The 23,064-nt window shown below is 72.0% G+C and carries 16 protein-coding genes; 10 read left to right on the top strand and 6 right to left on the bottom strand.

What is annotated here, in order from left to right:
- The first annotated feature begins 165 nt into the window (after positions 1 to 165).
- The 4 genes from AC5WAM_RS10880 to AC5WAM_RS10865 all read left to right on the top strand — a co-directional run bounded on the left by AC5WAM_RS10880 (position 166) and on the right by AC5WAM_RS10865 (position 6,104).
- The gene (locus AC5WAM_RS10880) at positions 166 to 960 is read left to right on the top strand and encodes an ATP-binding cassette domain-containing protein (RefSeq protein WP_144321456.1); all 795 of its coding nucleotides are present in this window, start codon (positions 166 to 168) and stop codon (positions 958 to 960) included.
- Entirely contained in the window at positions 957 to 2,258 is a 1,302-nt protein-coding gene (locus tag AC5WAM_RS10875; RefSeq protein WP_172386991.1) for a sugar ABC transporter permease, read from the top strand. The genes AC5WAM_RS10880 and AC5WAM_RS10875 overlap by 4 nt, the downstream gene beginning before the upstream one ends.
- A 236-nt stretch (positions 2,259 to 2,494) precedes the next feature.
- A complete protein-coding gene (dxs, locus tag AC5WAM_RS10870) occupies positions 2,495 to 4,423 on the top strand; it encodes a 1-deoxy-D-xylulose-5-phosphate synthase (protein WP_495523556.1) in 1,929 nt (642 codons plus the stop codon).
- Positions 4,424 to 4,580: 157 nt separating this feature from the next.
- Positions 4,581 to 6,104, top strand: a complete 1,524-nt coding sequence (locus AC5WAM_RS10865; protein ID WP_366793750.1) for an amino acid permease — start codon at positions 4,581 to 4,583, stop codon at positions 6,102 to 6,104.
- A gap of 122 nt (positions 6,105 to 6,226) precedes the next feature.
- On the opposite strand, the gene AC5WAM_RS10860 is transcribed toward AC5WAM_RS10865, so the two are convergent.
- Positions 6,227 to 7,213 carry a hypothetical protein gene (locus AC5WAM_RS10860; RefSeq protein ID WP_366796032.1) on the bottom strand — a complete coding sequence of 329 codons (987 nt, stop codon included), beginning with the start codon at positions 7,211 to 7,213 and terminating at the stop codon, positions 6,227 to 6,229.
- A gap of 95 nt (positions 7,214 to 7,308) precedes the next feature.
- Between AC5WAM_RS10860 and AC5WAM_RS10855 the strand changes: the two genes are divergently transcribed.
- The 5 genes from AC5WAM_RS10855 to AC5WAM_RS10835 all read left to right on the top strand — a co-directional run bounded on the left by AC5WAM_RS10855 (position 7,309) and on the right by AC5WAM_RS10835 (position 14,473).
- Complete coding sequence (locus AC5WAM_RS10855; protein ID WP_366796031.1) at positions 7,309 to 8,508, top strand: CapA family protein; 1,200 nt, start codon at positions 7,309 to 7,311, stop codon at positions 8,506 to 8,508.
- Between the two features lie 288 nt (positions 8,509 to 8,796).
- On the top strand, positions 8,797 to 11,034 hold the full coding sequence (locus AC5WAM_RS10850) for a HAMP domain-containing protein (protein ID WP_495522470.1): 2,238 nt from the start codon (positions 8,797 to 8,799) through the stop codon (positions 11,032 to 11,034).
- Between the two features lie 6 nt (positions 11,035 to 11,040).
- Positions 11,041 to 12,894: a poly-gamma-glutamate synthase PgsB gene (gene pgsB / locus AC5WAM_RS10845; RefSeq protein ID WP_495522469.1), complete on the top strand. Its 1,854-nt coding sequence runs from the start codon at positions 11,041 to 11,043 to the stop codon at positions 12,892 to 12,894.
- The gene (locus AC5WAM_RS10840; RefSeq protein ID WP_030682587.1) at positions 12,891 to 13,373 is read left to right on the top strand and encodes a poly-gamma-glutamate biosynthesis protein PgsC/CapC; all 483 of its coding nucleotides are present in this window, start codon (positions 12,891 to 12,893) and stop codon (positions 13,371 to 13,373) included. The genes pgsB and AC5WAM_RS10840 overlap by 4 nt, the downstream gene beginning before the upstream one ends.
- 26 nt (positions 13,374 to 13,399) lie before the next feature.
- A complete protein-coding gene (locus AC5WAM_RS10835; protein WP_495522468.1) occupies positions 13,400 to 14,473 on the top strand; it encodes a C40 family peptidase in 1,074 nt (357 codons plus the stop codon).
- Positions 14,474 to 14,759: 286 nt separating this feature from the next.
- Here the strand turns inward: AC5WAM_RS10835 and AC5WAM_RS10830 are convergent, their stop codons facing one another.
- A complete protein-coding gene (locus AC5WAM_RS10830) occupies positions 14,760 to 15,134 on the bottom strand; it encodes an NTP pyrophosphohydrolase (protein ID WP_495522467.1) in 375 nt (124 codons plus the stop codon).
- A 117-nt stretch (positions 15,135 to 15,251) separates the two neighbouring features.
- Between AC5WAM_RS10830 and AC5WAM_RS10825 the strand changes: the two genes are divergently transcribed.
- On the top strand, positions 15,252 to 16,286 hold the full coding sequence (locus tag AC5WAM_RS10825) for a PLL family lectin (RefSeq protein ID WP_366796033.1): 1,035 nt from the start codon (positions 15,252 to 15,254) through the stop codon (positions 16,284 to 16,286).
- A 61-nt stretch (positions 16,287 to 16,347) separates the two neighbouring features.
- Here AC5WAM_RS10825 and AC5WAM_RS10820 read toward each other — a convergent pair whose 3' ends face one another.
- The 4 genes from AC5WAM_RS10820 to AC5WAM_RS10805 all read right to left on the bottom strand — a co-directional run bounded on the left by AC5WAM_RS10820 (position 16,348) and on the right by AC5WAM_RS10805 (position 22,831).
- On the bottom strand, positions 16,348 to 18,477 hold the full coding sequence (locus AC5WAM_RS10820; protein ID WP_366796026.1) for a 3-hydroxyacyl-CoA dehydrogenase NAD-binding domain-containing protein: 2,130 nt from the start codon (positions 18,475 to 18,477) through the stop codon (positions 16,348 to 16,350).
- Complete coding sequence (locus AC5WAM_RS10815) at positions 18,474 to 19,688, bottom strand: thiolase family protein (protein ID WP_138962318.1); 1,215 nt, start codon at positions 19,686 to 19,688, stop codon at positions 18,474 to 18,476. The genes AC5WAM_RS10820 and AC5WAM_RS10815 overlap by 4 nt, the downstream gene beginning before the upstream one ends.
- 1,118 nt (positions 19,689 to 20,806) lie before the next feature.
- The gene (locus AC5WAM_RS10810; RefSeq protein WP_366796025.1) at positions 20,807 to 22,090 is read right to left on the bottom strand and encodes an HRDC domain-containing protein; all 1,284 of its coding nucleotides are present in this window, start codon (positions 22,088 to 22,090) and stop codon (positions 20,807 to 20,809) included.
- Between the two features lie 78 nt (positions 22,091 to 22,168).
- Positions 22,169 to 22,831, bottom strand: coding sequence for a response regulator transcription factor (locus AC5WAM_RS10805; protein WP_030687574.1), 663 nt, complete (start codon positions 22,829 to 22,831; stop codon positions 22,169 to 22,171).
- Between the last annotated feature and the right edge of the window lie 233 nt (positions 22,832 to 23,064).

The raw sequence follows: 23,064 nt of genomic DNA, 5'->3' as shown, positions 1-23,064 counted from the left end.
CCCCGCCCGTTCCTCCCGGGAGTTGACGCGGCCGCGCGGCCGCGAGACACCTTCCCCAGCGTCCGGTGCCCGCAGGTTCTTTCCCGGCACCTCCCGCCCCGCAGCCGGAGGGCGGGCACCGGCACCCCCTTGTCCACCATCCCCGCCGGTCAGGCGGCGAAGGAGATGATTCACGTGTCCGCTACGCCCGTGCTGGCGTTGCGCGGGGTCTCCAAGCGGTTCGGCGCCGTCCAGGCGCTCACGGACGTAGACCTCGAGATCCACACCGGTGAGGTGGTCGCCCTCGTCGGCGACAACGGCGCCGGAAAGTCCACGCTCGTCAAGACCATCTCGGGCGTCCACCCCATCGACGAGGGCGCCATCGAGTGGGAGGGCCGCGAGGTCCGCGTCGGCCGCCCCCACGACGCCCAGAACCTCGGCGTCGCCACCGTCTACCAGGACCTCGCGCTCTGCGACAACCTCGACGTCGTCGCCAATCTGTTCCTCGGCAGCGAGCTGAAGAGCGCCTCCGTCCTCGACGAGATCAGGATGGAGAAGCGCGCCCGGGAGCTCCTGGAGACGCTGTCCATCCGCATCCCGAGCGTCCGCATCCCCATCGCCGCCCTCTCCGGCGGCCAGCGGCAGGTCGTCGCCATCGCCCGCGCCCTCGTCGGCGACCCCAAGGTGGTCATCCTCGACGAGCCCACCGCGGCCCTCGGCGTCGAGCAGACCGCGCAGGTCCTCGACCTCGTGGAGCGGCTGCGCGAGCGCGGCCACGGCGTCATCCTCATCAGCCACAACATGGCCGACGTGCGCGCCGTCGCCGACCGCGTCGCGGTCCTCAGGCTCGGCCGCAACAACGGCGTCTTCAACGTCGCCGACACCTCCCCCGAAGAGATCATCGCCGCCATCACCGGCGCCACGGACAACGCCGTGACCCGCCGCCGGGCGCGTACCGCCACGAAGGAGGACGCGAAGTGAGCGACCTCGCCAAGACCCCCACCGACAAGCCCGCGGCCCCGGTCGACGCCGAGCCGTCGGCGACCCCCGCCGCGGCCGTGGACCCCCGGCTGCTCGTGCGCGAGCAGGGTTTCGCCGGGTACTGGACGGAGTTCCTGCGCAAGGTGCGCGGCGGTGAGCTCGGCTCGCTGCCCGTCGTCGTGGGCCTCATCGTCATCGCCCTGGTCTTCCAGCTGCAGAACGACAAGTTCCTGTCCGCCTCCAGCCTCGCCAACATCGCCGTGTTCACCTCCGGCGTCGGCATCATGTCCGTCGGCATCGTCTTCGTGCTCCTGCTCGGCGAGATCGACCTGTCCGTCGGCTCCGTCGCCGGTGTGGGCGCCGCCGTGTGGGCGGTGCTGAGCGTCAACCACGGCTGGGGCGACTGGCTCTCCGTGGTCAGCGCCGTCGTCTGCGGCATGGTGATCGGCGTCCTCCACGGGATCTTCTTCGCCAAGGTCGGCGTGCCGGCCTTCGTCGTCACCCTCGCGGGCTTCCTCGGCTGGAGCGGCCTGCAGATCTGGCTGATGGGCAAGGAAGGCAGCATCAACACGCCGAGCGGCTCCGTCGTCGAGGACCTCACCACCCACTACTTCGCCGACAAGGCCGCCGCGTACGGCCTCGCGCTCGTCGCCGTCCTGCTGTACGCGGGCTCGCAGCTGCTCGACGCCAAGCGCCGCAAGGGCGCGGGCCTGCCCTCGCGGCCGCTCAGCGAGATCCTGCTGCGCACCGGTGTGCTCGCGGTCCTGTGCTTCGTCGTCGCGTACTTCCTGAACGAGCCGGACGGTGCCCGCGGCCTGCCGCTGGCCCTGGTGCTCTTCCTGGCCGTGCTGGTCATCGCGGACTTCGTGGTCCGCCGCACCACCTTCGGCCGCCAGGTCTTCGCGGTCGGCGGCAACGCGGAGGCCGCGCGCCGCGCGGGCATCAACGTCGACCGCGTACGGATCACCGTCTTCGCGATCTCCGGCATGCTCGCGGCCTTCGGCGGCCTGTTCATCGCGAGCCTGTCCGGCGGCGCGACCAAGAGCCTCGGCAGCGGCAACACCCTGATGATCGTCATCGCGGCGGCCGTCATCGGCGGCACCAGCCTCTTCGGCGGCCGGGGCAAGATCTGGTCCGCCCTGCTCGGCATGCTCGTGATCCAGTCGATCCAGCAGGGTCTGAATCTGGAAGGCATGGCGAGTGAGATCCAGTACATGATCACCGGTGCGGTGCTGCTCGCCGCCGTCGTGATCGACTCGGTCTCCCGGCGCACCCAGAAGTCCGCGGGCCGCGCCTGATCACACGCCCCCGTGCCCGGTACCGGCCCCTCCGGTACCGGGCACACGGCTGTCCACGAACGGTGTGCTGAATAGAGCGTTCGTTCCAGTCGGGAGTTCGTGTTCCCGGCGATTTACGGCCGATCGCGTGACGTAGGACTCCCGGGCCGGACTCCGTCGTCAACGGCGGAACATTAGACTCGACAGGCCCGGCAATGCTCGAACAGCGCTACACGCTCTACTGCAAGGAGGCACGGGTGCCGCTGCTGACCCGCATCACGGGACCGCGCGATCTGGACCGGCTCAGCCCGGAGCAGCTGAACCAGCTGGCCACCGAGATCCGCGGCTTCCTCGTCGACGCAGTCTCCAAGACCGGCGGCCACCTCGGCCCCAACCTCGGTGTCGTCGAGCTGACCATCGCCCTGCACCGCGTCTTCGACTCGCCCAGGGACAAGGTCCTGTGGGACACCGGCCACCAGGCCTACGTCCACAAGCTGCTCACCGGCCGCCAGGACTTCGACGGCCTGCGCGGCAAGGGAGGCCTGTCCGGCTACCCCTCGCGCGCCGAGTCCGACCACGACGTGATCGAGAACAGTCACGCCTCCACCGTCCTCGGCTGGGCCGACGGCATCGCCAAGGCCAACGAGGTCCTCAAGAAGGACGACCACGTCGTCGCCGTCATCGGTGACGGCGCGCTCACCGGCGGCATGGCCTGGGAGGCGCTGAACAACATCGCCGCCGCCAAGGACCGCCCCCTGGTCATCGTCGTCAACGACAACGAGCGCTCCTACGCCCCCACCATCGGCGGCCTCGCCAACCACCTGGCGACCCTGCGCACCACCGACGGCTACGAGCGCTTCCTCGCCCGCGGCAAGGACCTCCTGGAGCGCACCCCCGTCGTCGGCAAGCCGCTGTACGAGACGCTGCACGGCGCCAAGAAGGGCCTGAAGGACTTCATCGCCCCCCAGGGCATGTTCGAGGACCTCGGCCTGAAGTACGTCGGCCCCATCGACGGCCACGACATCGAGGCCCTGGAGTCCGCGCTGGCCCGCGCCAAGCGCTTCAACGGCCCGGTCATCGTGCACTGCATCACCGAGAAGGGCCGCGGCTACAAGCCCGCCGAGCAGGACGAGGCCGACCACTTCCACGGCATCGGCCCCATCCACCCCGACACCGGCCTGCCCATCGCCGCCGGCGGCATGGACTGGACGTCCGTCTTCGGCGAGGAGATGGTCAAACTCGGCCACGAGCGCGAGGACATCGTGGCGATCACCGCCGCCATGCTCCAGCCCGTCGGCCTGAAGAAGTTCGCCGAGGAGTTCCCCGACCGCGTCTACGACGTCGGCATCGCCGAGCAGCACGCGGCCGTGTCCGCCGCCGGGCTCGCCACCGGCGGGCTCCACCCCGTCTTCGCGGTGTACGCCACCTTCCTCAACCGCGCCTTCGACCAGCTCCTGATGGACGTGGCCCTGCACAAGTGCGGCGTCACCTTCGTCCTGGACCGCGCGGGCGTCACCGGCACGGACGGCGCATCCCACAACGGCATGTGGGACATGTCGATCCTCCAGTGCGTGCCCACGCTGCGCATCGCCGCGCCGCGCGACGCCGACCAGGTCCGCCTCCAGCTGCGCGAGGCCGTCGAGGTCGACGACGCCCCGACCGTCGTGCGCTACTCCAAGGGCGCCGTCGGCCCGGCCGTCAAGGCCGTCGCCCGCGTCGGCGGCATGGACGTGCTGCGCCGCCCGGACGTGCCCCGGCCCGACGTGCTCCTCGTCTCCGTCGGGGCGCTCGCCCCGATGTGCCTGGAGATCGCGGACCTCCTGGACAAGCAGGGCATCTCCACGACCGTGGTCGACCCGCGCTGGGTCAAGCCGGTCGACGAGGCGATGGCGCCGCTCGCCGAGCAGCACCGGGTCGTCGTGACCGTCGAGGACAACTCCCGTGCCGGAGGCGTCGGTTCGGCGATCTCGCAGGCGCTGCGGGACGCGGGCGTGGACGTGCCGCTGCGCGACTTCGGCATTCCGCCGCGGTTCCTGGACCACGCGTCGCGCAAGGAGGTCATGGCCGAGATCGGGCTGACCGCGCCCGACATCGCCCGCCAGGTCACGGGGCTCGTCGCCAAGCTCGACGGACGCGTCGAGCGCGGCCGGACGGCCGTGGACTCCGTCGAGCCGGTCCGCGACTGACCCCACCGGGCGGGGCGGGCGCCGCCCCGCCCGGTGGGCGGACCACCCGGACAGCCGTAGGTTGCGGGTCCCTTCGCGTGAATCGGACCGCGCCGGGGCACTGGGAGTACATCCCCTCTCGAAGATGTCGAGGACGACTCGCGTGGGAGGTACGCCAGTGAGCAGCACCCTCTTCCGGACGAAGAAGGTCGAGCAGTCCATCCTCGACACCGAGGAGCCAGAGCACGCGCTCAAGAAATCGCTGTCCGCGCTCGACCTGACCGTCTTCGGCGTCGGCGTCATCATCGGCACGGGCATCTTCGTGCTCACCGGCACCGTCGCCAAGAACAACGCGGGCCCCTCCGTCGCCCTGGCCTTCGTCGTGGCCGGCGTCGTCTGCGCCCTCGCCGCGCTCTGCTACGCCGAGTTCGCCTCGACGCTCCCCGTGGCCGGGTCCGCGTACACGTTCTCGTACGCGTCCCTGGGCGAGCTGCCCGCCTGGATCATCGGCTGGGACCTCGTCCTGGAGTTCGCGCTCGGCACGGCGGTGGTCGCCGTCGGCTGGTCCGGGTACATCGCCTCGCTGCTCGACAACGCGGGCTGGGCGCTGCCGGAGGCGCTCAGCGGCCGGGACGGCGCCGACGGCTTCGGCTTCGACATCATGGCCGCCGCCCTGGTCCTGGTGCTCACCGGGATCCTCGTGCTCGGCATGAAGCTCTCCGCGCGGATCACCTCGCTCGTCGTCGCCATCAAGGTGATCGTCGTCCTCGTGGTGATCGTCGCGGGCGCCTTCTTCGTCAAGGCCGACAACTACGACCCGTTCATCCCCGAGTCCCAGGCCGTGGAGGCGGGCGGCGGCCTCCACTCCCCGCTGATCCAGCTGATGTTCGGCTGGGCGCCGTCGAACTTCGGCGTGATGGGCATCTTCACCGCCGCCTCGGTCGTCTTCTTCGCCTTCATCGGCTTCGACATCGTGGCCACCGCCGCGGAGGAGACGAAGAACCCGCAGCGGGACGTGCCGCGCGGCATCCTGGGCTCCCTGTTCATCTGCACGACGCTGTACGTGGCCGTGTCGATCGTGGTCACCGGCATGCAGCACTACACGCAGCTGTCCGTGGACGCCCCGCTCGCCGACGCCTTCAAGGCCACCGGGCACCCCTGGTACGCGGGCTTCATCAGCTTCGGCGCCGCCGTCGGCCTGACCACGGTCTGCATGATCCTGCTCCTCGGCCAGACCCGGGTGTTCTTCGCGATGAGCCGCGACGGGCTGCTCCCGCGGTTCTTCTCGCGCGTCCACCCGCGCTTCAAGACCCCGCACCGGCCGACCGTCCTCCTCGGGGTGATCATCGCGGTCGTGGCCGGGTTCACCCCCTTGAGCGAACTCGCCGAGCTGGTGAACATCGGCACCCTCTTCGCCTTCGTGATCGTCGCCGTCAGCGTGATCATCCTCCGGCGCACCCGCCCCGACCTGCACCGCTCCTTCCGCACGCCGTGGGTGCCCGTGCTGCCGATCGTCTCGGTCGCCGCCTCGCTGTGGCTGATGCTCAACCTGCCCGCCGAGACCTGGGTCCGCTTCGCGGGCTGGATGCTGCTCGGCGTCGTCGTCTACTTCCTCTACGGGCGCTCGCACAGCCGCCTCGGGCAGCGCGAGGAGACGAGCGTGGGCGAGGTGCTGCGGCCGCCGGGCCGCGACGCCCGATAGCCGGGCCGCCGGGCCGCGACGCCCGATAGCCGGGCCGCCGGGCCGCGACGCCCGGTGGCCGAGGGGCCCGCAGACCGGTGGGGGCGGGTGGGGACCGGTCCCCACCCGCCCCCACCGGGCGTTCACGACCCCGCCCGCCGCCAGCCCCGCGTCACCTCGGCCATGGCCGCCACGGCGGCCCGCCGGTGCTTGCGCTCGCCGCGCAGCTTCGGGGCGAACTCCACGTGCAGGAACTCGGTCTCCTGGTCGGCCGCGTCGCGGCCCTGCATATTGGTGCGGCCCTCCAGGGGGCAGGAGCGGGCCCAGGCGCGGCAGACCGCGTAGCCCCGGCGGCGCAGCGCGTCCGCGAGGTCACGGCCCGCGGCGACGGCCACGCGGCCCTTGCCGGTGGAGGCCACCACGTCGTGGTCCGGCGCCGAGTCGTCCGCCATGCCGTGGATCTGGATCCCGGGCAGTCCACGCCGTGCCAGCTCGTCGCAGATGGCGTGGAATACGCTCTTCCGCCGGTGCGCCACATCCGCCTCGTTGCCGCGGCCCGCTTTGCGATGTGCGCCAGCGATGATCAGTACGCCACCCGGCGAACGCCGCATCAGCTGGACGCCGAGCCGCTCGGTGTTCTTGTCGGCCACGGGGTGCGGCACCTGCGCGGACCAGCGCACCGGGGAGTCGAGGTCCACATAGACCCGGCCCCAGCCGCGCGGCGCGGGGGCGTGGTCGGAGCGGTCGGTGACCTCCGCGTACCGCCGCCCGGTGGCCGCGTCGGTGATCGTGCGCACCGTGAAGTCCACGTCGGAGAGGCGGCGCTCGGCCCGCTCCCGCTTGCGGTCCACGAGCAGGGAGACGCCCTCGGCGACCTTGCGGCGCTCGACGGCCGAGGGGCGCCGGTAGCCGGTGTCGGCGGCGAAGTCCGACGTGTAGTCGGTGACCAGGCGCTCCAGGTTCTCCTCGTCGCTGCCGTCGGCGTCGGTGGGGCGGCTCCCGGGTGTCGAGGGCGCGGGGGAGGAGGGCTCGCGCTCCGGGGACCGGGCCCCGTCCGACGCGGCGGGGCGCCGCTCCTCGTCGGACGGCGAGCCGCACTGCGTGAGGCTCGCCACGGCGGCGAGCGCCACGGCGACCCCGACCAGGGGACGAACTCGACGCCGCTTTGCGTTTGTTATCGACCGAATTGGAGGGTGAGTCATGGTTGTATAAAGATATCCTCGTGATGACACGTCCCTCCCGCAGGCTAATAACGACCTGCGCAGCCTCGCTCGCCCTTCTGGCGGGCACCGCGTGCGGCCCCTTCGGCGGCGATGACGACAAGGCCGCCGACGGCGGCCCCTCGTTCACCGTCGCGGCCGCGGGCGACATCCTCATCCACCCTCAACTCACCGAGCAGGCACGCAAGGACGCCAAGGTGACCGGCAAGGGGGAGAAGGGCATCGACTTCGGCCCGATGCTCGCCGGGATCAAGCCCGTCATCAGCAAGGCCGACCTCGGGATCTGTCACTTCGAGCCGGTCGTGAGCAAGCCGGAGGGGCCCTTCCAGAGCTATCCGGACTTCCTGGTGCCGCCGCAGATCACCACGGCGGTCAAGGGCGTCGGCTACGACCAGTGCTCCAGTGTGTCCAACCACACCCTCGACCACGGCCCCAAGGGCGTCACGCGCACCCTGAACGCCCTGGACAAGGCGGGTCTGAAGCACACCGGTTCGGCGCGCAGCGCGGCCGAGGCGAAGAAGCCGCTGATCACGACCGTCAAGGGCGTCAAGGTCGGGCAGATCGCCTTCGCCTTCGGCTTCAACGGCCGCGCGGTGCCCAAGGACAAGCCCTGGATCGTCAACCAGAACGACTTCGACAAGATCGCGGCGGCCGAGAAGGCCACCCGTGCCGCCGGTGCCGACGTGGTGATCCTGAGCATCCACTGGGGCCGCGAGAACCAGCCCAACGCCAGCACCCCGCAGATCAAGCTGGCCCGCCGCATCGCGAAGGAGACCGGGATCAACCTGGTCATCGGCCACCACGCGCACGTGGTCCAGCCGATGGAGAAGATCGGCGACACCTGGATCGCGTACGGACTCGGCAACCAGATCGCCCGGCACGACGTGCCCAGCGGGCTGACCGAGGAGGGCGCCATCGGCTGGTTCACGTTCACCAAGCGCGACGGGAAGTGGGACGTCGGCGCGAAGTACGTGCCCACCTTCACGGAGATCCCGCCGGACCCGGACGAGACCGGCGAGCTGCCCAAGGGCGCCGTCAAGGACCACCGCCTGCTCGACGTCGCCGCCACGCTGCGTGACGGCAAGGGGCTCAGCGAGGAGCGGCGTTCGCGCTACCGCCTCGCCTTCGAGCGCACCCAGGGCACGCTCCTCAACCGCGGTGCCGGCCAGGACGGCCTGGAGGCCCTGGAAGACCTGCCGGACTGAAACATTCCGTGAAGCTTGGTTTAACGCCAGGTCACGGAGGCGCGGCAGCCCGTAGGGCGGTCACTAGGTGATCTTTGACGTAGGTCACATCTCGCCATTCCCGTACATCCATTCCCGTCCTCGACGGGTCAAGACCTTCCGATCGCACTCGCGTGCGCCCGAGCGCCGCCGTGTGCCCACCGCGTTGATTCCGTACTCAGTGTCACGAACGTGTCACTCCAGGAGAGGAGCTCCCCCTTGGCCGCTTCGCCCACGAAGCGGCGGCACAAGGTCCGCCGAAGGACCGACATGTCACTCATCGGCGGCATCCGCCCGCCGATCGCCGTGCTGTCGGTCCTGCTCCTCGCCCTGGCGGGTGTCACCGCCCTCACCCTCGGCCGCGTCGGTCAGGACGCGGTACCGAAGGCCGTCAAGCAGTCCCAGCAGCACTTCGCCGAGGACGGCGCCATCGCCCTGCGCGCCTCCATCGACGAGTCCGTCACCGACCTGACCCGCACCGCGGGCCTGTTCAGCGCCGGCGACCCGGTGCCCGCCGACGCCGTGCTCGACAAGATCGGCAGCGTCTACCAGAAGTGGATGGGCACCGCCGTCGTCGAGATCCGGTCCGGCAAGCTCCTCGCCGCCCGCGGCGAGAACGTGCCCCTGGCCGCCATCGACCGCTCCACGCTCAAGGACGACGACGGCCTCCAGCCGCGCATGGTCCGCATGGAGAACGGCGAGACCCGGCTGCTCGCCTTCGCGGTGCTCAGCTGGAAGGGCCAGCCGCAGCAGCTGCTCGTGGCCTCCACCAGCCTGCGCTTCCCCGGCATCAGCCTCGGCAACTTCCGCGCCATCGCCGTCGTCGGCCAGGACGGCAAGGTCCTGAGCACCGACGGCATCCCCGAGCCCGAGCAGGTGCTCACCGACCTCCAGCGCAAGGAGGTCAAGCAGTCCAACAAGCAGCTCAACGCGTTCGCCAAGGCCGCCGCGAAGAAGTCGCGCCAGCACCCCCTGTCGGCCAAGGAGCCCGGCTCCGGCGGCTACAAGGGCGTCAGCGGCTACCTCATCGGCGACAGCTTCCTCAGCGAGCGCTCCGTCGCCGGCTACGCCACCCTCGCCGCCCCCGAACCGGGCGAGCAGACCGTGGCCACCCGGCTCGGCCTCAGCGTCGTCGCCATGCAGCCCGTCGCCGAGGACGAGGACCGGGCCGACAGCTCCGCGTTCGGCCTGATCGCCGCGGGCGCCCTGCTGCTCATCGGCGGCGTCACGGTCTTCCTGCTCCTGCGCACCGTGCAGCGCCCGCTGATCCGGCTCTTCCTGGAGAGCCGCCGCCTCACCCGCGGCGACCTGAACCGCCCGGTGACCGTGCCCAAGTCCGGCGAGGCCGCCCGCATCGGCGCCGCCCTCGAACGGCTGCGCCGCCAGCTCCTCGGCGAGCCCGCCGCGGCGGACCAGAAGCCCGCGCGCCGCCGCACGTTCGGCGCCCGCACCCTCCTCGCGGTCTGCGGCGTGCTCCTGCTCGTCTGGTCGGCGCCGCTGCTGCTCCTGCTCAACCGCGCCGGGGACGACGTCCAGGTGCCGCAGCAGCTCGTCAACGACCAGCGCGAGCGCACCGACACCCTCACCGACCGGGTTCGCCGCGCCCTCAACGAGGGCCACGCCGACCTCACCTCGGTGGCCTCCCTCATCGGCGCCCGCACCGAGCCCGACGACATGGGCAAGGTCCTCGACGGCACCCTGAACCAGCACAGCCGCTACCGCTCCCTGTACGTCCTCGACAAGGACGGCAAGGTGCTGTCGAAGGCGGGCCAGGACCCGCGCAGCCCCTCCGGCAAGGAGCCGTCCGACGAGGCCATCCGGGTGCTCGACGACGGCGGCAAGGAGCCGGTGATCATCGGCACCGCCGAGGTGCCGGGCCGCGGCGGCGCCGCCGTCGTGGGCGAGTTCCGCATCGACTTCCTCAACTCGCTGCTCAAGCGCCCCGGCCTCGGCGCGGTCCGCGTCGTCGACAAGGACCGCAAGGTCATCGGCGGCAACACCGGCTACCTGGAGTTCGAGGGCCTGCCCAGCGGGCGCCTCAACGCGCTCGTCGAGGGCACCAGCCAGAAGGTCGGCCTCAGCCCCCGGCCCAGCGGCGTGCTCTACCGCGACGGCGGCGACATCCAGATCGCGGCCGCGGCCCCGTTCGTCGGCGGCGGCGCCGCCAAGGCGCTCGGCTGGACCGTGGTCAGCTGGCAGCCCGCCTCCCAGCTCCCGATCCCCGCGTACACGCTGCAGAACCGCACCGTCCTCGCGGGCATGCTCGGCGTCACCGCCGCCGCGGCCTGCCTCGGCTGGCTGCACATCGTCGTCGTACGGCCGCTGCGCAAGCTCGCCGACCAGGCGGAGGCGCTGGCCGACGGGGACCGCAAGACCGTCCTGTACCCGGTCCACCACGACGAGGTCGGTGCCGTCACCCGCAGCCTGGAGCTCATCAGGCAGCAGCTGCCCACGGGCGCGCAGCGCAAGCGGGACGGCGTGTCGGCGCCGCTCGCCGGAAGGAACTGAACCGCCGTGTACTTCCTCTTCACCGTCCTCGTGGTGTGCTGCGCCGTCCTGCTGGTCGCCGGGGTGATCGAGCAGCGGCGGCACTTCACGAACCTGGAGCACATACCGACGCGGGTGCTCGTCAACGGCATCCGCGGCAAGAGCTCCATCACCCGCCTGTGCGCGGGCGCGCTGCGCGGCGGCGACCTGACCACCGTCGCCAAGACCACCGGCACGGCCGCCCGGTTCATCCACCCGGACGCCACCGAGGAGCCGGTCTACCGCAAGTTCGGCATCGCCAACGTCGTCGAGCAGATCGGCATCGTGCGCCGCGCGGCGGCGTACAACCCGGACGCCCTGGTCATCGAGTGCATGGCGGTCATGCCCGCGCTCCAGGAGATCAACCAGTCCAAGCTGATCCGCTCCACCATCGGCGTGCTCTGCAACGTCCGCGAGGACCACCTCGCCGAGATGGGCCCCACCCTCGACGACGTCGCGCGCTCCCTGTCCCGCTCCATGCCGGAGAACGGCATCTGCGTCACCGCGGAGAAGGACCGCTTCGACATCCTCAAGGAGGAGGCCGACGCCCGGAACTGCGAGCTGATCTACGCCGACCCCGAGACGGTCACCGACGACGAGCTGCGCGGCTTCAGCTGGTTCACCTTCAAGGAGAACGTGGCGATCGCGCTCAAGGTCGCCGAACTCCTCGGCGTCGGCCGCGAGGTCGCCCTCCAGGGCATGTACGACGCCCCGCCGGACCCCGGTGTCCTCTCCGTCGAGCGGTACGTCACCGAGGACCGCAAGAAGCTCCGCTTCGCCAACGTCTTCGCGGCCAACGACCCCGAGTCGACGCTGATGAACATCAACCAGCTGCTCGACCTCGGCGCGATCCACCGCCCGCTGAACGTCGTCATCAACTGCCGCCCCGACCGCGTCGAGCGCAACGGCCAGATGGGCGAGATCATCCCCGACCTCCAGCCGGAGAAGGTCTTCGTCATCGGCCACCCCGCCAAGAGCGCCATCGACGCCATCCCCGCCGAGTGGCGCTCGCGCGCCGTCGACCTCGGCGGTGACCGGCGCGACCCCGAGGAGTTCATGGGGCAGCTGCTCGGCCAGCTCGGCCCGGACTCCTCGCTCGTGGCCATCGGCAACATCCACGGCCAGGGCGAGGTGCTCCTGGAGCACCTCGCCGAACTCCCCGCCGACGAGAGCGAGGACCCGGCCACCGCCCCGGCGGCCGCCGCCGCGCAGGGAGCCGCACCCGCCGAGGGCGTCGTGGAGCGGACCCAGCCGACCCCGCTGTACGAGCCGCACATCGACCCGTACCAGCACTACCCGGAGGCGTACGAGAACCGCTACGCCCACCACCAGCTGACGCCCGCCGCGGCCGTGCACGTGCCCGCCCAGCGCACGGCGGAGCAGCCGTACGGCCACCAGTACCAGCACGAGCAGCAGCAGTACGACCAGCATCAGCAGCACCAGCAGTACGCCCAGCAGCAGTACGACCAGCAGTACCAACAGCAGCACGAGCAGCAGGCGTACGCCCAGCAGCAGAACCACCAGCCGTACGACCAGCAGCCCGGTCAGCAGCCCGGTCAGCAGCAGTACGACGCGCCGTACGCGGCGCACGGCCACCCCGGTCACCAGCAGGACGCGTACGCCGCCCACGACCCCTACGGCCAGCAGGCCGCCTACGCGTCCGCGCCCCAGGGAACGGCGACTCCCCACGAGGCGTCCTACCCGTCGCACGAGGCCCAGCCGCCCCGCCAGCCCGAGCCGGAAGAGGTCCGGCCCCGCGGCCTGTTCGAGCCGCGCGTTCCGCCCGTTTCCCCCGCCGCCGACGACACGCAGCAGTGGCACAGCCCAGGAGAGCCCCGTTGATCCCCTCCGTCCTCACCCCCGAGATCGCCGCGATCGGGATCGCGCTCGGGCTGCTCTTCTCCCTGGTCTGCTATCTGACGACCAACCTCTCGCCCGGCGGCATGATCACCCCGGGCTGGCTCGCGCTGACCCTCGTCGAGGACCTCCAGCGCGCCGCCATGGTGGTCGGCGTCACCGTCCTCACCTACGTCTGCACGCTGCTCATGCAGCGCTTCATCATCCTGTACGGCAAGCGCCTGTTCGCCGCGGTCGTCCTGACCGGTGTGGTGCTCCAGGCCACGGTGATGATCGTGCTCTCGATCGAGTTCCCGCTGATGTACAGCAACCAGACCCTCGGCTTCATCGTGCCGGGCCTGATCGCCTACCAGCTCGTGCGCCAGCCCAAGGGCCCCACCCTGCTCGCCACGGGCTCGGTGACGCTCATGGCCTACGTCGTCCTCACCGCCGGGATTCTCCTCGGCTTCATGCCGTCCGCCTGACCTCGGCCTGACTTCCGGAGCCACACATGCCGCCCAAGAAGAAGCGCCCCGCCCTCCACGCCGCGACCGTGCTCGCCCTGCTCGCCGGCAGCGCCTTCCTGACCGTCGAACTGCGCAAGGACGAACAGGACAAGGCGCCCGAGGTGCAGGCCGTCACCGACACCCCCGGCCGTCTCAGCAACGGCGCCTCGGCGCAGGGCGGCAAGCAGTCCTGGGAGCGGCTGCGCAACCCCGACCGCTCCGTGCTGCGCTCCGAGGGCGGCAAGGTGCTCGCCACCTTCACCGACGGGGCCCGCGCCGCGACCCTCACCGGGCCGAGCCGCACCTTCACCGAGCCCGCCAACACCAAGTCCCGGGTCGTCACCGAGGACTGGGTGCGGCTGATGCCCGAGGTGTGGCGCAAGGGCGCGGAGAAGGAGAAGTGGTTCAAGGACTGGTACAAGCAGTTCGCGGGCAGCGAGGAGGACGACATCTTCGCCATGGCCTTCCAGTACGTCGAGGGGGCGCCCGTCAAGAAGGACGACGAGGGCATCGCCTACCGCGGTGACGCCAACTTCGGCCCGCTGAACCCCAACGGCAGTGAGGGCAACGACCTGCGCGAGGAGCAGTCCGACTTCTACGACTACCTCGGCATCCCCTACACCTTCCGCGACGGCACCACCCTCCAGCCCGAGGCCAAGCGGGCCCGGTCCATGGACTGCTCCGGCTTCGTCCGCACCGTCTTCGGCTACCGCGCGCGGTACCCCCTGATGTCCTCCGACACCGCCGGTGACGGGCTCCCCCGCACCGCCAACGGCATGGCCCGCGGCAAGGTCGGCACGGACGTCATCAAGCTGAAGGGGGTCGGCGCCGCCGACCGCCCCAAGACCATCGACGTCATCCAGCCCGGTGACCTGGTCTTCTTCAAGCTCGACGCGCGGACGAAGCAGCGGCTCGACCACGTGGGGATCTTCCTCGGCCACGACGCGGACGGCCACAAGATCTTCATCTCCAGCCGCGAGGAGGTCAACGGGCCCACGATCGGGGACAAGGGCGGCACGTCGCGCCTGGACGGCAACGGGTACTACGCGTCCACCCTGCGCAGCGCGAAGCGCCTGTAGCGGCGGCGCTGGACCGGGGGCGCTACCGCGCCGTGCGCGCCCCCGCCGCTGCCGCGGCGGCCTCTCCCCACCCGCCCACCCGTGTCTCCCCAGCTTCGCGGGCCAGGCCCCGACGCGGAGCGCTTGCGGGTGGTGCCCCATGGATTCCCCGTGCCGGGTGGGGGCGGGCGGGTGGGCCCTCCCGCAGCGCGGAACGCGCGCCCCCCGCTACTCCGCTGTGGGCAATCGTCCCGCAGGGCGGGACGGGTGGGCACAGCCCCAGGTGCCGCCCGGCCGTGGGGTGGGGCTAGGGGGCCGGGCGGACCGTGCGGGGGCCGACGCAGGTGGCGCCGTGGGCGGAGACCCGGGTGCGCAGGCCCCGGTCGGCGGTGACGACGACGCAGGGCCCTGCCACCTCGGCGACCAGCTCCACGATGCGGTCGTCCCCGCTCGCGGGCGCGGAGTCGACCCGCACCCCGGGCACCGAGGACACGCCCCGGGCCTGCCCCTCCACCACGAGGACCACGTTCAGGGGCCCGGGCACCCCGTCCACACCGCCCTCGGCACAGGGAACGAGCCGGTCCCGCAACCGCTCCGCCGCGCCCTTCCGGTCCCGCCACCACCCGTCCGGCACGGACCCCACCACGTTCGCGGCATCCACCACAAGGGTCACTCTCTCCATGCGGCAAGGGTCGCACGCCCGGGTACGGCCCCCGGGCCCCCGCGCATTAGAGTGGGTCGCACCGCACCCACCCCTCGCCCCGGAAGCCGCATGCCCCCAGCCCCCACCTCCTCGGCCGTGAACGGCGACTGGCTCATACGCGGACGCGACGGCCGGCTCTGCGTGTACGCCTTCGGCCCGGACGGCGGCACCGTCGTGTGCCGCACCGAGCGCTCCCCGGGCGGCCCCTGGACCGCCCCCCGCGTCGTCGGCGGCGACCAGCGCGTGCACCCGGTGCTCGCCGTCGCCCAGGGCGCCGATGCCTACGCGCACCTGGTCTCGTGGCGCCCCACCGTCCCTGGCGAGTCCGGCCTGGTCCACTCCACGCACTTCCAGCCGCACCTCGCGGCCCTGGACTGGAACCCCCTCGGCCACCCGAACAAGAAGGGCGAGCGCACCGGCACCCCCGCCGTCACCGTCGACGCCGAGGGCCGCGCCCATGTGTTCGTACCGAACAGGGGCGGCGGAGTGAGCATGCGCGGCCAGAAGCAGCTCGGCGGCTGGGGGCCCTGGCGCGACCTCAAGGGCCAGGGCGTCCAGGGCGAACTCGCGGTCGTGACCGCCGAGTCGGGACGCGTGGTGGCGTACGCGAGCACGCCGGACGCGATCCTGCGCTGGCGCCAGAGCGGTCCGGGCAAGGTCCCGGTCATGGACGAGCCGCTGAAGGCCCGCGCCCGCCCGGGCACCCTGCGGGCCCTGGCCACCTCGGCGGAGCACACCACGCTCTTCTTCACGGACGAGGAGGGCGACGTGTGCGCCTGGCGCGGGGACGAGGAGCCCGCGCGGCTGCTGCGCGCCGCGGGGCCGGGCCCCGTCGCCGCCGTGCGCTGCGAACTCGACGGCTACGACTGCACGTTGCTGGCCCAGCGCGCGGACAGCGGCCGCGTCGCCTTCGCCGCGTACCCGACCGAGCTGGAGTCGGCGGGCGCCTGGTGGACCGAGTCGGGCCCCGCGCTGCCGGTGGACGCGCGCCTCGCGCTCGGCACGGACGCAGCGCACCGGGTGGTCGCCGCGACCTTCGTGCCCGGCACCGACGACCTGCGCCTGACCTACCGCAAGGACGAGCCGGGCCTCGCCCTGAAGGCGTGGGAGCAGCCGGTCACCGGCCGGTGAACCGCACGGAAAGGGGCCCGGCCCGCCGACTGGCGGACCGGGCCCCTCTGCGGTGTCTGCGTTACGCGGGGACGCTGGCGAGTCCCTGCTCCAGGAACCGCTTGCCGTTCACGCGCTCGCTGACGCCCTCGCGGTCCAGGTACGGCGTGACGCCGCCCAGGTGGAAGGGCCAGCCCGCGCCGGTGATCAGGCACAGGTCGATGTCCTGCGCCTCGGCGACGACGCCCTCGTCGAGCATGAGGCCGATCTCCTGGGCGACCGCGTCCAGGACGCGGGCGCGGACCTGCTCCTCGGTGAGGACCGTGTCGCCCTGCTTCAGGAGCGCCGCGACTTCCGGGTCCAGCTCCGGCTTGCCGCTGTCGTAGACGTAGAAGCCGCGCTTGCCCGCCTCGACGACCGCCTTCAGGTTCGGGGAGACCGTGAAGCGGTCCGGGAAGGCGCGGTTCAGCGTTTCCGAGACGTGCAGGCCGATGGCCGGGCCGACCAGCTCCAGGAGCACGAGCGGGGACATCGGCAGACCGAGCGGCTCGACGGCCTTCTCGGCGACCTCGACCGGCGTGCCCTCGTCGATGACGTTCTGGATCTCGCCCATGAAGCGGGTGAGGATGCGGTTCACGACGAACGCCGGGGCGTCCTTCACCAGGACCGCGGTCTTCTTCAGCTTCTTGGCGACGCCGAAGGCCGTGGCCAGGGAGGCGTCGTCGGTCTGCTCGCCGCGCACGATCTCCAGGAGCGGCAGGATCGCGACCGGGTTGAAGAAGTGGAAGCCGACGACCCGCTCGGGGTGCTTCAGCTTCGACGCCATCTCGGTCACCGAGAGCGAGGAGGTGTTGGTGGCGAGGATCGCGTGCGCCGGGGCGACCGCCTCGACCTCCGCGAACACCTGCTGCTTGACGCCGATCTCCTCGAAGACGGCCTCGATGACGAAGTCGGCGTCGGAGAAGCCCTCGGCCTTGTCCAGGACACCGGTCACCAGGGCCTTGAGGCGGTTGGCCTTGTCCTGGTTGATCCGGCCCTTGCCGAGCAGCTTGTCGATCTCGGCGTGGACGTAGCCGACGCCCTTGTCGACGCGCTCCTGGTCGATGTCGGTCAGGACGACCGGCACCTCCAGACGGCGCAGGAAGAGCAGGGCCAGCTGCGAGGCCATCAGACCGGCGCCGACGACGCCCACCTTGGTGACCGGGCGGGCCAGGTTCTTGTCCGGCGCGCCCGCGGGGCGCTTGCCGCGCTTCTGCACCAGGTTGAACGCGTAGATGCCGGAGCGCAGTTCGCCGCCCATGATGAGGTCGGCGAGCGCGGTGTCCTCGGCGTCGAAGCCCTTCTGGGCGTCGCCGTCCTTCGCGGCCGCGATGATCTCCAGGGCGCGGTACGCGGCCGGGGCCGCGCCGTGCACCTTGGCGTCGGCGATGGCGCGGCCGCGGGCGACCGCCGCGTCCCAGGCCTCGCCGCGGTCGACGTCGGCGCGGGCCACCTCGACGTCGCCCTTGAGGACGGAGGCCGTCCACAGCAGCGACTGCTCCAGGAAGTCGGCGCCCTCGAACAGCGCGTCGGCGATGCCCAGCTCGAAGACCTGCCGGCCCTTGAGCTGCTTGTTCTGGTTCAGCGAGTTCTCGATGATGACCGAAACCGCGCGGTCGGCACCGATCAGGTTCGGCAGCAGGGTGCAGCCGCCCCAGCCCGGCACGAGGCCGAGGAAGACCTCGGGCAGCGAGAAGGCGGGCAGCGCCTTCGACACCGTGCGGTAGGTGCAGTGCAGACCGACCTCGACGCCACCGCCCATGGCGGCGCCGTTGTAGTACGCGAACGTCGGTACGGCGAGCGCGGACAGGCGCTTGAAGACGTCGTGGCCGCCCTTGCCGATGGCCAGCGCGTCCTCGTGCCGCTTCAGCAGCTCGACGCCCTTGAGGTCGGCGCCGACGGCGAAGATGAACGGCTTGCCGGTGATGCCGGCGCCGACGATCGTGCCCTCGGCGGCCTCCTGCTCGACCTGGTCGATCGCGGCGTTCAGGTTCGCGAGCGACTGCGGGCCGAAGGTGGTCGGCTTGGTGTGGTCGAAGCCGTTGTCGAGCGTGATCAGCGCGAAGCGGCCCGCGCCCGGCAGGTCGAGGTGGCGCACGTGCGCCTGGGTCACGACCTCGTCCGGGAACAGCTCGGCGGCACCCTTCAGAAGCTCGGCGGTGGTGGTGCTCACTTGCCCTCCCAGTGGGGGTTCTCCCAGATGACCGTCGCGCCCATGCCGAAGCCGACGCACATGGTGGTGAGGCCGTAGCGGACCTCCGGCTGCTCCTCGAACTGCCGTGCCAGCTGCGTCATCAGGCGCACGCCGGAGGAGGCCAGGGGGTGGCCGAAGGCGATGGCGCCGCCGTACTGGTTGACGCGCGCGTCGTCGTCGGCGATGCCGTAGTGCTCCAGGAAGGCGAGCACCTGGACGGCGAAGGCCTCGTTGATCTCGAACAGGCCGATGTCACCGATGCCGAGGCCCGCCTTGGCGAGGGCCTTCTCGGTGGCCGGGATCGGGCCGTAGCCCATGACCTCGGGCTCCACACCGGCGAACGCGTAGGACACCAGCCGCATCTTGACCGGCAGGCCGTTCTCGCGGGCGAAGTCCTCGGAGGCGATGATCGAGGCGGTGGCACCGTCGTTGAGACCGGCGGCGTTTCCGGCGGTGACGCGGCCGTGCGTACGGAACGGCGTCTTCAGCCCCGCGAGGTTCTCCAGGGTGGTGCCCGGGCGCATCGGCTCGTCCTGGGTGGCGAGGCCCCAGCCGGTCTCACCGGTCTCGGGGGTCGTGCGCCGGACCGAGATCGGCACGAGGTCCTGCTGGATCTTGCCGTTGGCGTACGCCTTGGCGGCCTTCTCCTGCGAGCGCACGGCGTACTCGTCGGCGCGCAGCTTGGTGATGGAGGGGTAGCGGTCGTGCAGGTTCTCGGCGGTCATGCCCATGAACAGGGCGGACTCGTCGACCAGCTTCTCGCTCACGAACCGGGGGTTCGGGTCGACGCCCTCGCCCATCGGGTGGCGGCCCATGTGCTCGACACCACCGGCGATCACGGCGTCGTACGCGCCGAAGGCGATCGACCCGGCGGTCGACGTCACGGCGGTGAGCGCACCCGCGCACATCCGGTCGATCGAGTAGCCCGGCACGGACTGCGGAAGGCCCGCGAGGATCCCGGCCGTGCGGCCGAGGGTGAGCCCCTGGTCACCGATCTGCGTGGTGGCGGCGACGGCGACCTCGTCGATCTTGGCGGGGTCCAGGGCCGGGTTGCGGCGGAGCAGCTCCCGGATCGCCTTGACGATCATGTCGTCGGCCCGGGTCTCGTGGTAGATGCCCTTCGGGCCCGCCTTGCCGAACGGGGTGCGGACGCCGTCGACGAAGACGACGTCCCTGACGGTACGAGGCACGATGGCTCTCCTCCAGGGTGCGGTGCGCCTGCGGCGCGCTTCCTGGGGTCATGCTACTTACCGGTAACTAGTAGGCCAAGGGTGGTCCGGGGGAGGCCCATGTCACATGCGCGGCACCTGACCGAATCCTTGCCCTCCGCCACGCCCGGCAGCCGACGCCCCGGCGACACGGCCCCGTGCTCCGCACGTCCACCCCTGTCCCACCCGCCCGCCCCCAGGCCCTCGAAGCCGGAGCCCGGCCAACGAGACCGGCGTGGGCTCCCCTGACGAAGCGCCCGGGGGCGGGGCGGGGAGCCATCCGTAAGCCCCTCGCACAGGCCCCGGCCGACGAGGCTGCGGCGTGGCCCCACCCACCCGCTCCCACCCGGGGCCCCCGCAAACCCCTCACCCGTCAAGCCCCCGAGCCGAGCCGGGCTCCGCCCAGCCCCGAGCCGGGCCCCGCCCCGCCAGACCGGCGCGGTCCCGCCCGCCACCCCCTCCACCCGGGACGGGGCTCCGTCTGCCGGGGCTTCGGCCGTGGCCTCGGCTGTCGAGGCCGTAGGGAGTCTCGCCGCACGCCCCGACCGTGGTGTGCATGCGCGGAGCCCGCACTCGCAGGCCTCGGGCCGGGCCCCGCCAGTCAGACCCGCGCAGTCCCGCCCGCCACCCCCTCCGCCAGGGTTGGTCCCGCCTGCCCGCCCCCGCCAGCGCCGCGGCAGCTGGACGCCGGGCCGCAAGCCGCCAGGTCGGGGCGAGCCCGGGTCGCTGGGGCAGGAACGGGCGGGCGGGTGGGAGAAGCCCGCCGCGGCAGCGGCGGAACCACCGGACGCCGGGCCGCAAGCCGCCAGGTCGGGGCCTGGCCAGGTCGCCGCGGCAGGAACGGGCGGGCGGGTGGGAGATCCCCGCCGCGGCAGCGGCGGAACCGCCGGACGAGCAGCCGCGGCGCTCCGCGTCGGGGCCGCGGCGGCAAGGCCGGGGCAGATCCGTCGCGGCAGCGACGGGCCCAGCCGAGGCTCGGCGCGGTGGTGGCGGACCCAGCCGAAGCCCGGCGCGGTGGCGGGACAGGCCGAGGCCAGGTGATGGGGGTGGCGGCGGTCAGCCCGGGCCAGGCGCGGGGGCGCGCCTGGCCGGGGGTGGGGTCAGGTGAGGGCCGCGGTGAGGGCCGGGGCCACCTGTTCGATCTGCCAGGCGCGGGCGCCATGCGCGGCGAGGGCCGCGGACACGGATTCCACCCCCACCGGCACGGGCGGCTCCCAGCACACGCGCCGCACCGTGTCCGGAGTGATCAGATTCTCCTGCGGCATGTTCAGCCGCTCCGCGAGCTCCGAGACGGCGGCCCGCGCGGCGGAGAGCCGCGCCGCCGCGGCGGGGTCCCGGTCCGCCCAGGAGCGGGGCGGCGGCGGTCCGGTCACGGCCTGACCGGGCTGCGGCAGCTCCGCCTCGGGCAGCGCCTTGGCCCGCTCCACAGCGGCCTGCCACTGTTCGAGCTGGCGGCGGCCCATGCGGTGGCCGAAGCCGGTCAGCGCGGTCAGGGCGTGCACGTTGGCGGGCAGGGCGAGGGCGGCCTCGACGATGGCGCCGTCGCTGAGCACCTTGCCGGGCGAGACGTCACGGCGCTGGGCGATGCGGTCGCGGGCGGTCCACAGCTCCCGTACGACGGCCATCTGCCGGCGGCGGCGCACCTTGTGCATGCCGGAGGTGCGCCGCCAGGGGTCCTTGCGGGGCGGCGCGGGCGGCGCGCTGGCGATGGCGTCGAACTCCTGGCGGGCCCAGTCGAGCTTGCCCTGCCGGTCGAGTTCCTTCTCCAGGGCGTCGCGCAGGTCGACGAGGAGTTCCACGTCGAGGGCGGCGTACCGCAGCCAGGGCTCGGGCAGCGGGCGGGTGGACCAGTCCACGGCGGAGTGGCCCTTCTCCAGGACGTAGCCGAGGACGCTCTCCACCATCGCGCCGAGTCCGACGCGCGGGAATCCGGCGAGGCGGCCCGCCAGCTCCGTGTCGAAGATGAGCGACGGGATCATGCCTATTTCCCGTAGGCACGGGAGGTCCTGAGTGGCTGCGTGCAGCACCCATTCGGTGTCGGCGAGGGCGTCGCCGAGGCCGGACAGGTCGGGGCAGGCGACGGGGTCGATCAGCGCGGTGCCCGCTCCTTCGCGGCGCAGCTGGACGAGGTAGGCGCGCTGGCCGTAGCGGTAGCCGGAGGCTCTCTCGGCGTCCACGGCCACCGGTCCCGTACCAGCGGCAAATGCCGCGATGACCTGCGTGAGTGTGTCCTGGTCCGCCACGACGGGCGGGATGCCGTCGCGCGGTTCGAGCAGGGGTGTGGGAGTCCCGTCGACGGAGACGCCTGTGACGCCTTCGTCCGGAGGAGCGCCTCCGGTGGTTCGCAGTGAGCTGTCTGCTGCGGTCTCTTGGGCGTCGGTCACCTGTCAAGGGTATCTGTGAACGGACGGCGCCCGTCGACGGAACGTTACGTCGACGGGCGCGCAGGGGGTGTAAATCAGTCAGTGGATGATTCCGGTGCGGAGGGCCACCGCTACCATTCCGGCCCGGTCTCCGGTGCCGAGCTTGCGGGCGATCCGGGCGAGGTGGCTCTTGACGGTGAGTGCGGACAGGCCCATGGAGACGCCGATCGCCTTGTTCGACTGGCCCTCGGCGACGAGCCGCAGGACCTCGACCTCACGGCCCGACAGCTCGCGGTAGCCGCCCGGGTGGCTCGGGGCGCCCGGGGGGCGGCGGTGCATGCGGGCGGCGGCGGAGCCGATGGGGGCGGCGCCCGGTCGGGTGGGGAGCCCGACGTTGGTGCGGGTGCCGGTGACGACGTACCCCTTCACGCCGCCCGCGAGGGCGTTGCGTACGGCGCCGATGTCGTCGGCGGCGGACAGGGCGAGCCCGTTGGGCCAGCCCGCGGCGCGGGTCTCGGACAGGAGGGTCAGGCCGGAGCCGTCGGGAAGGTGGACGTCCGCGACGCAGATGTCGCGGGGGTTGCCGATGCGGGGACGAGCCTCCGCGATGGACGAGGCTTCGATGACGTCCCGTACCCCGAGGGCCCACAGGTGGCGGGTCACGGTGGAGCGGACACGGGGGTCGGCCACGACGACCATGGCGGTCGGCTTGTTCGGGCGGTAGGCGACCAGGCTTGCGGGCTGCTCGAGGAGAACGGACACCAGGCCTCCTGGGGGGGTGGCGGCGGGACGGGCCGGCTCGGGGATGAAGCCGGGGCGAACCGTATGTTTCAAGGTCACAGACCTCTTCGGCACCTCCTGTCCCGGGCTTTAGGGGATGATCACGATTTGGTGAGTAACAATTCGGGGCGATTCGGACATGCGATCGATCATCCGACGATTCACCTGGGCGTATGGCGCACCCGGCGCGTCAAGCGGGCGCACGCGCCCCCAAC

This window comes from Streptomyces sp. JLYT201, from assembly GCF_059448825.1.
The sequence above is the reverse complement of the archived record's forward strand: the minus strand, read 5'-3'. Positions and strand labels throughout refer to the sequence as shown.

What these genes read in the sequence shown, in the direction of transcription:
- AC5WAM_RS10880 (WP_144321456.1), top strand. Translation starts at nt 166, where the DNA reads ATGATTCACGTGTCCGCTACGCCCGTGCTGGCGTTGCGCGGGGTCTCC.
- AC5WAM_RS10855 (WP_366796031.1), top strand. Translation starts at nt 7,309, where the DNA reads ATGACACGTCCCTCCCGCAGGCTAATAACGACCTGCGCAGCCTCGCTC.
- AC5WAM_RS10850 (WP_495522470.1), top strand. Translation starts at nt 8,797, where the DNA reads ATGTCACTCATCGGCGGCATCCGCCCGCCGATCGCCGTGCTGTCGGTC.
- AC5WAM_RS10835 (WP_495522468.1), top strand. Translation starts at nt 13,400, where the DNA reads ATGCCGCCCAAGAAGAAGCGCCCCGCCCTCCACGCCGCGACCGTGCTC.
- AC5WAM_RS10830 (WP_495522467.1), bottom strand. Translation starts at nt 15,134, where the DNA reads ATGGAGAGAGTGACCCTTGTGGTGGATGCCGCGAACGTGGTGGGGTCC.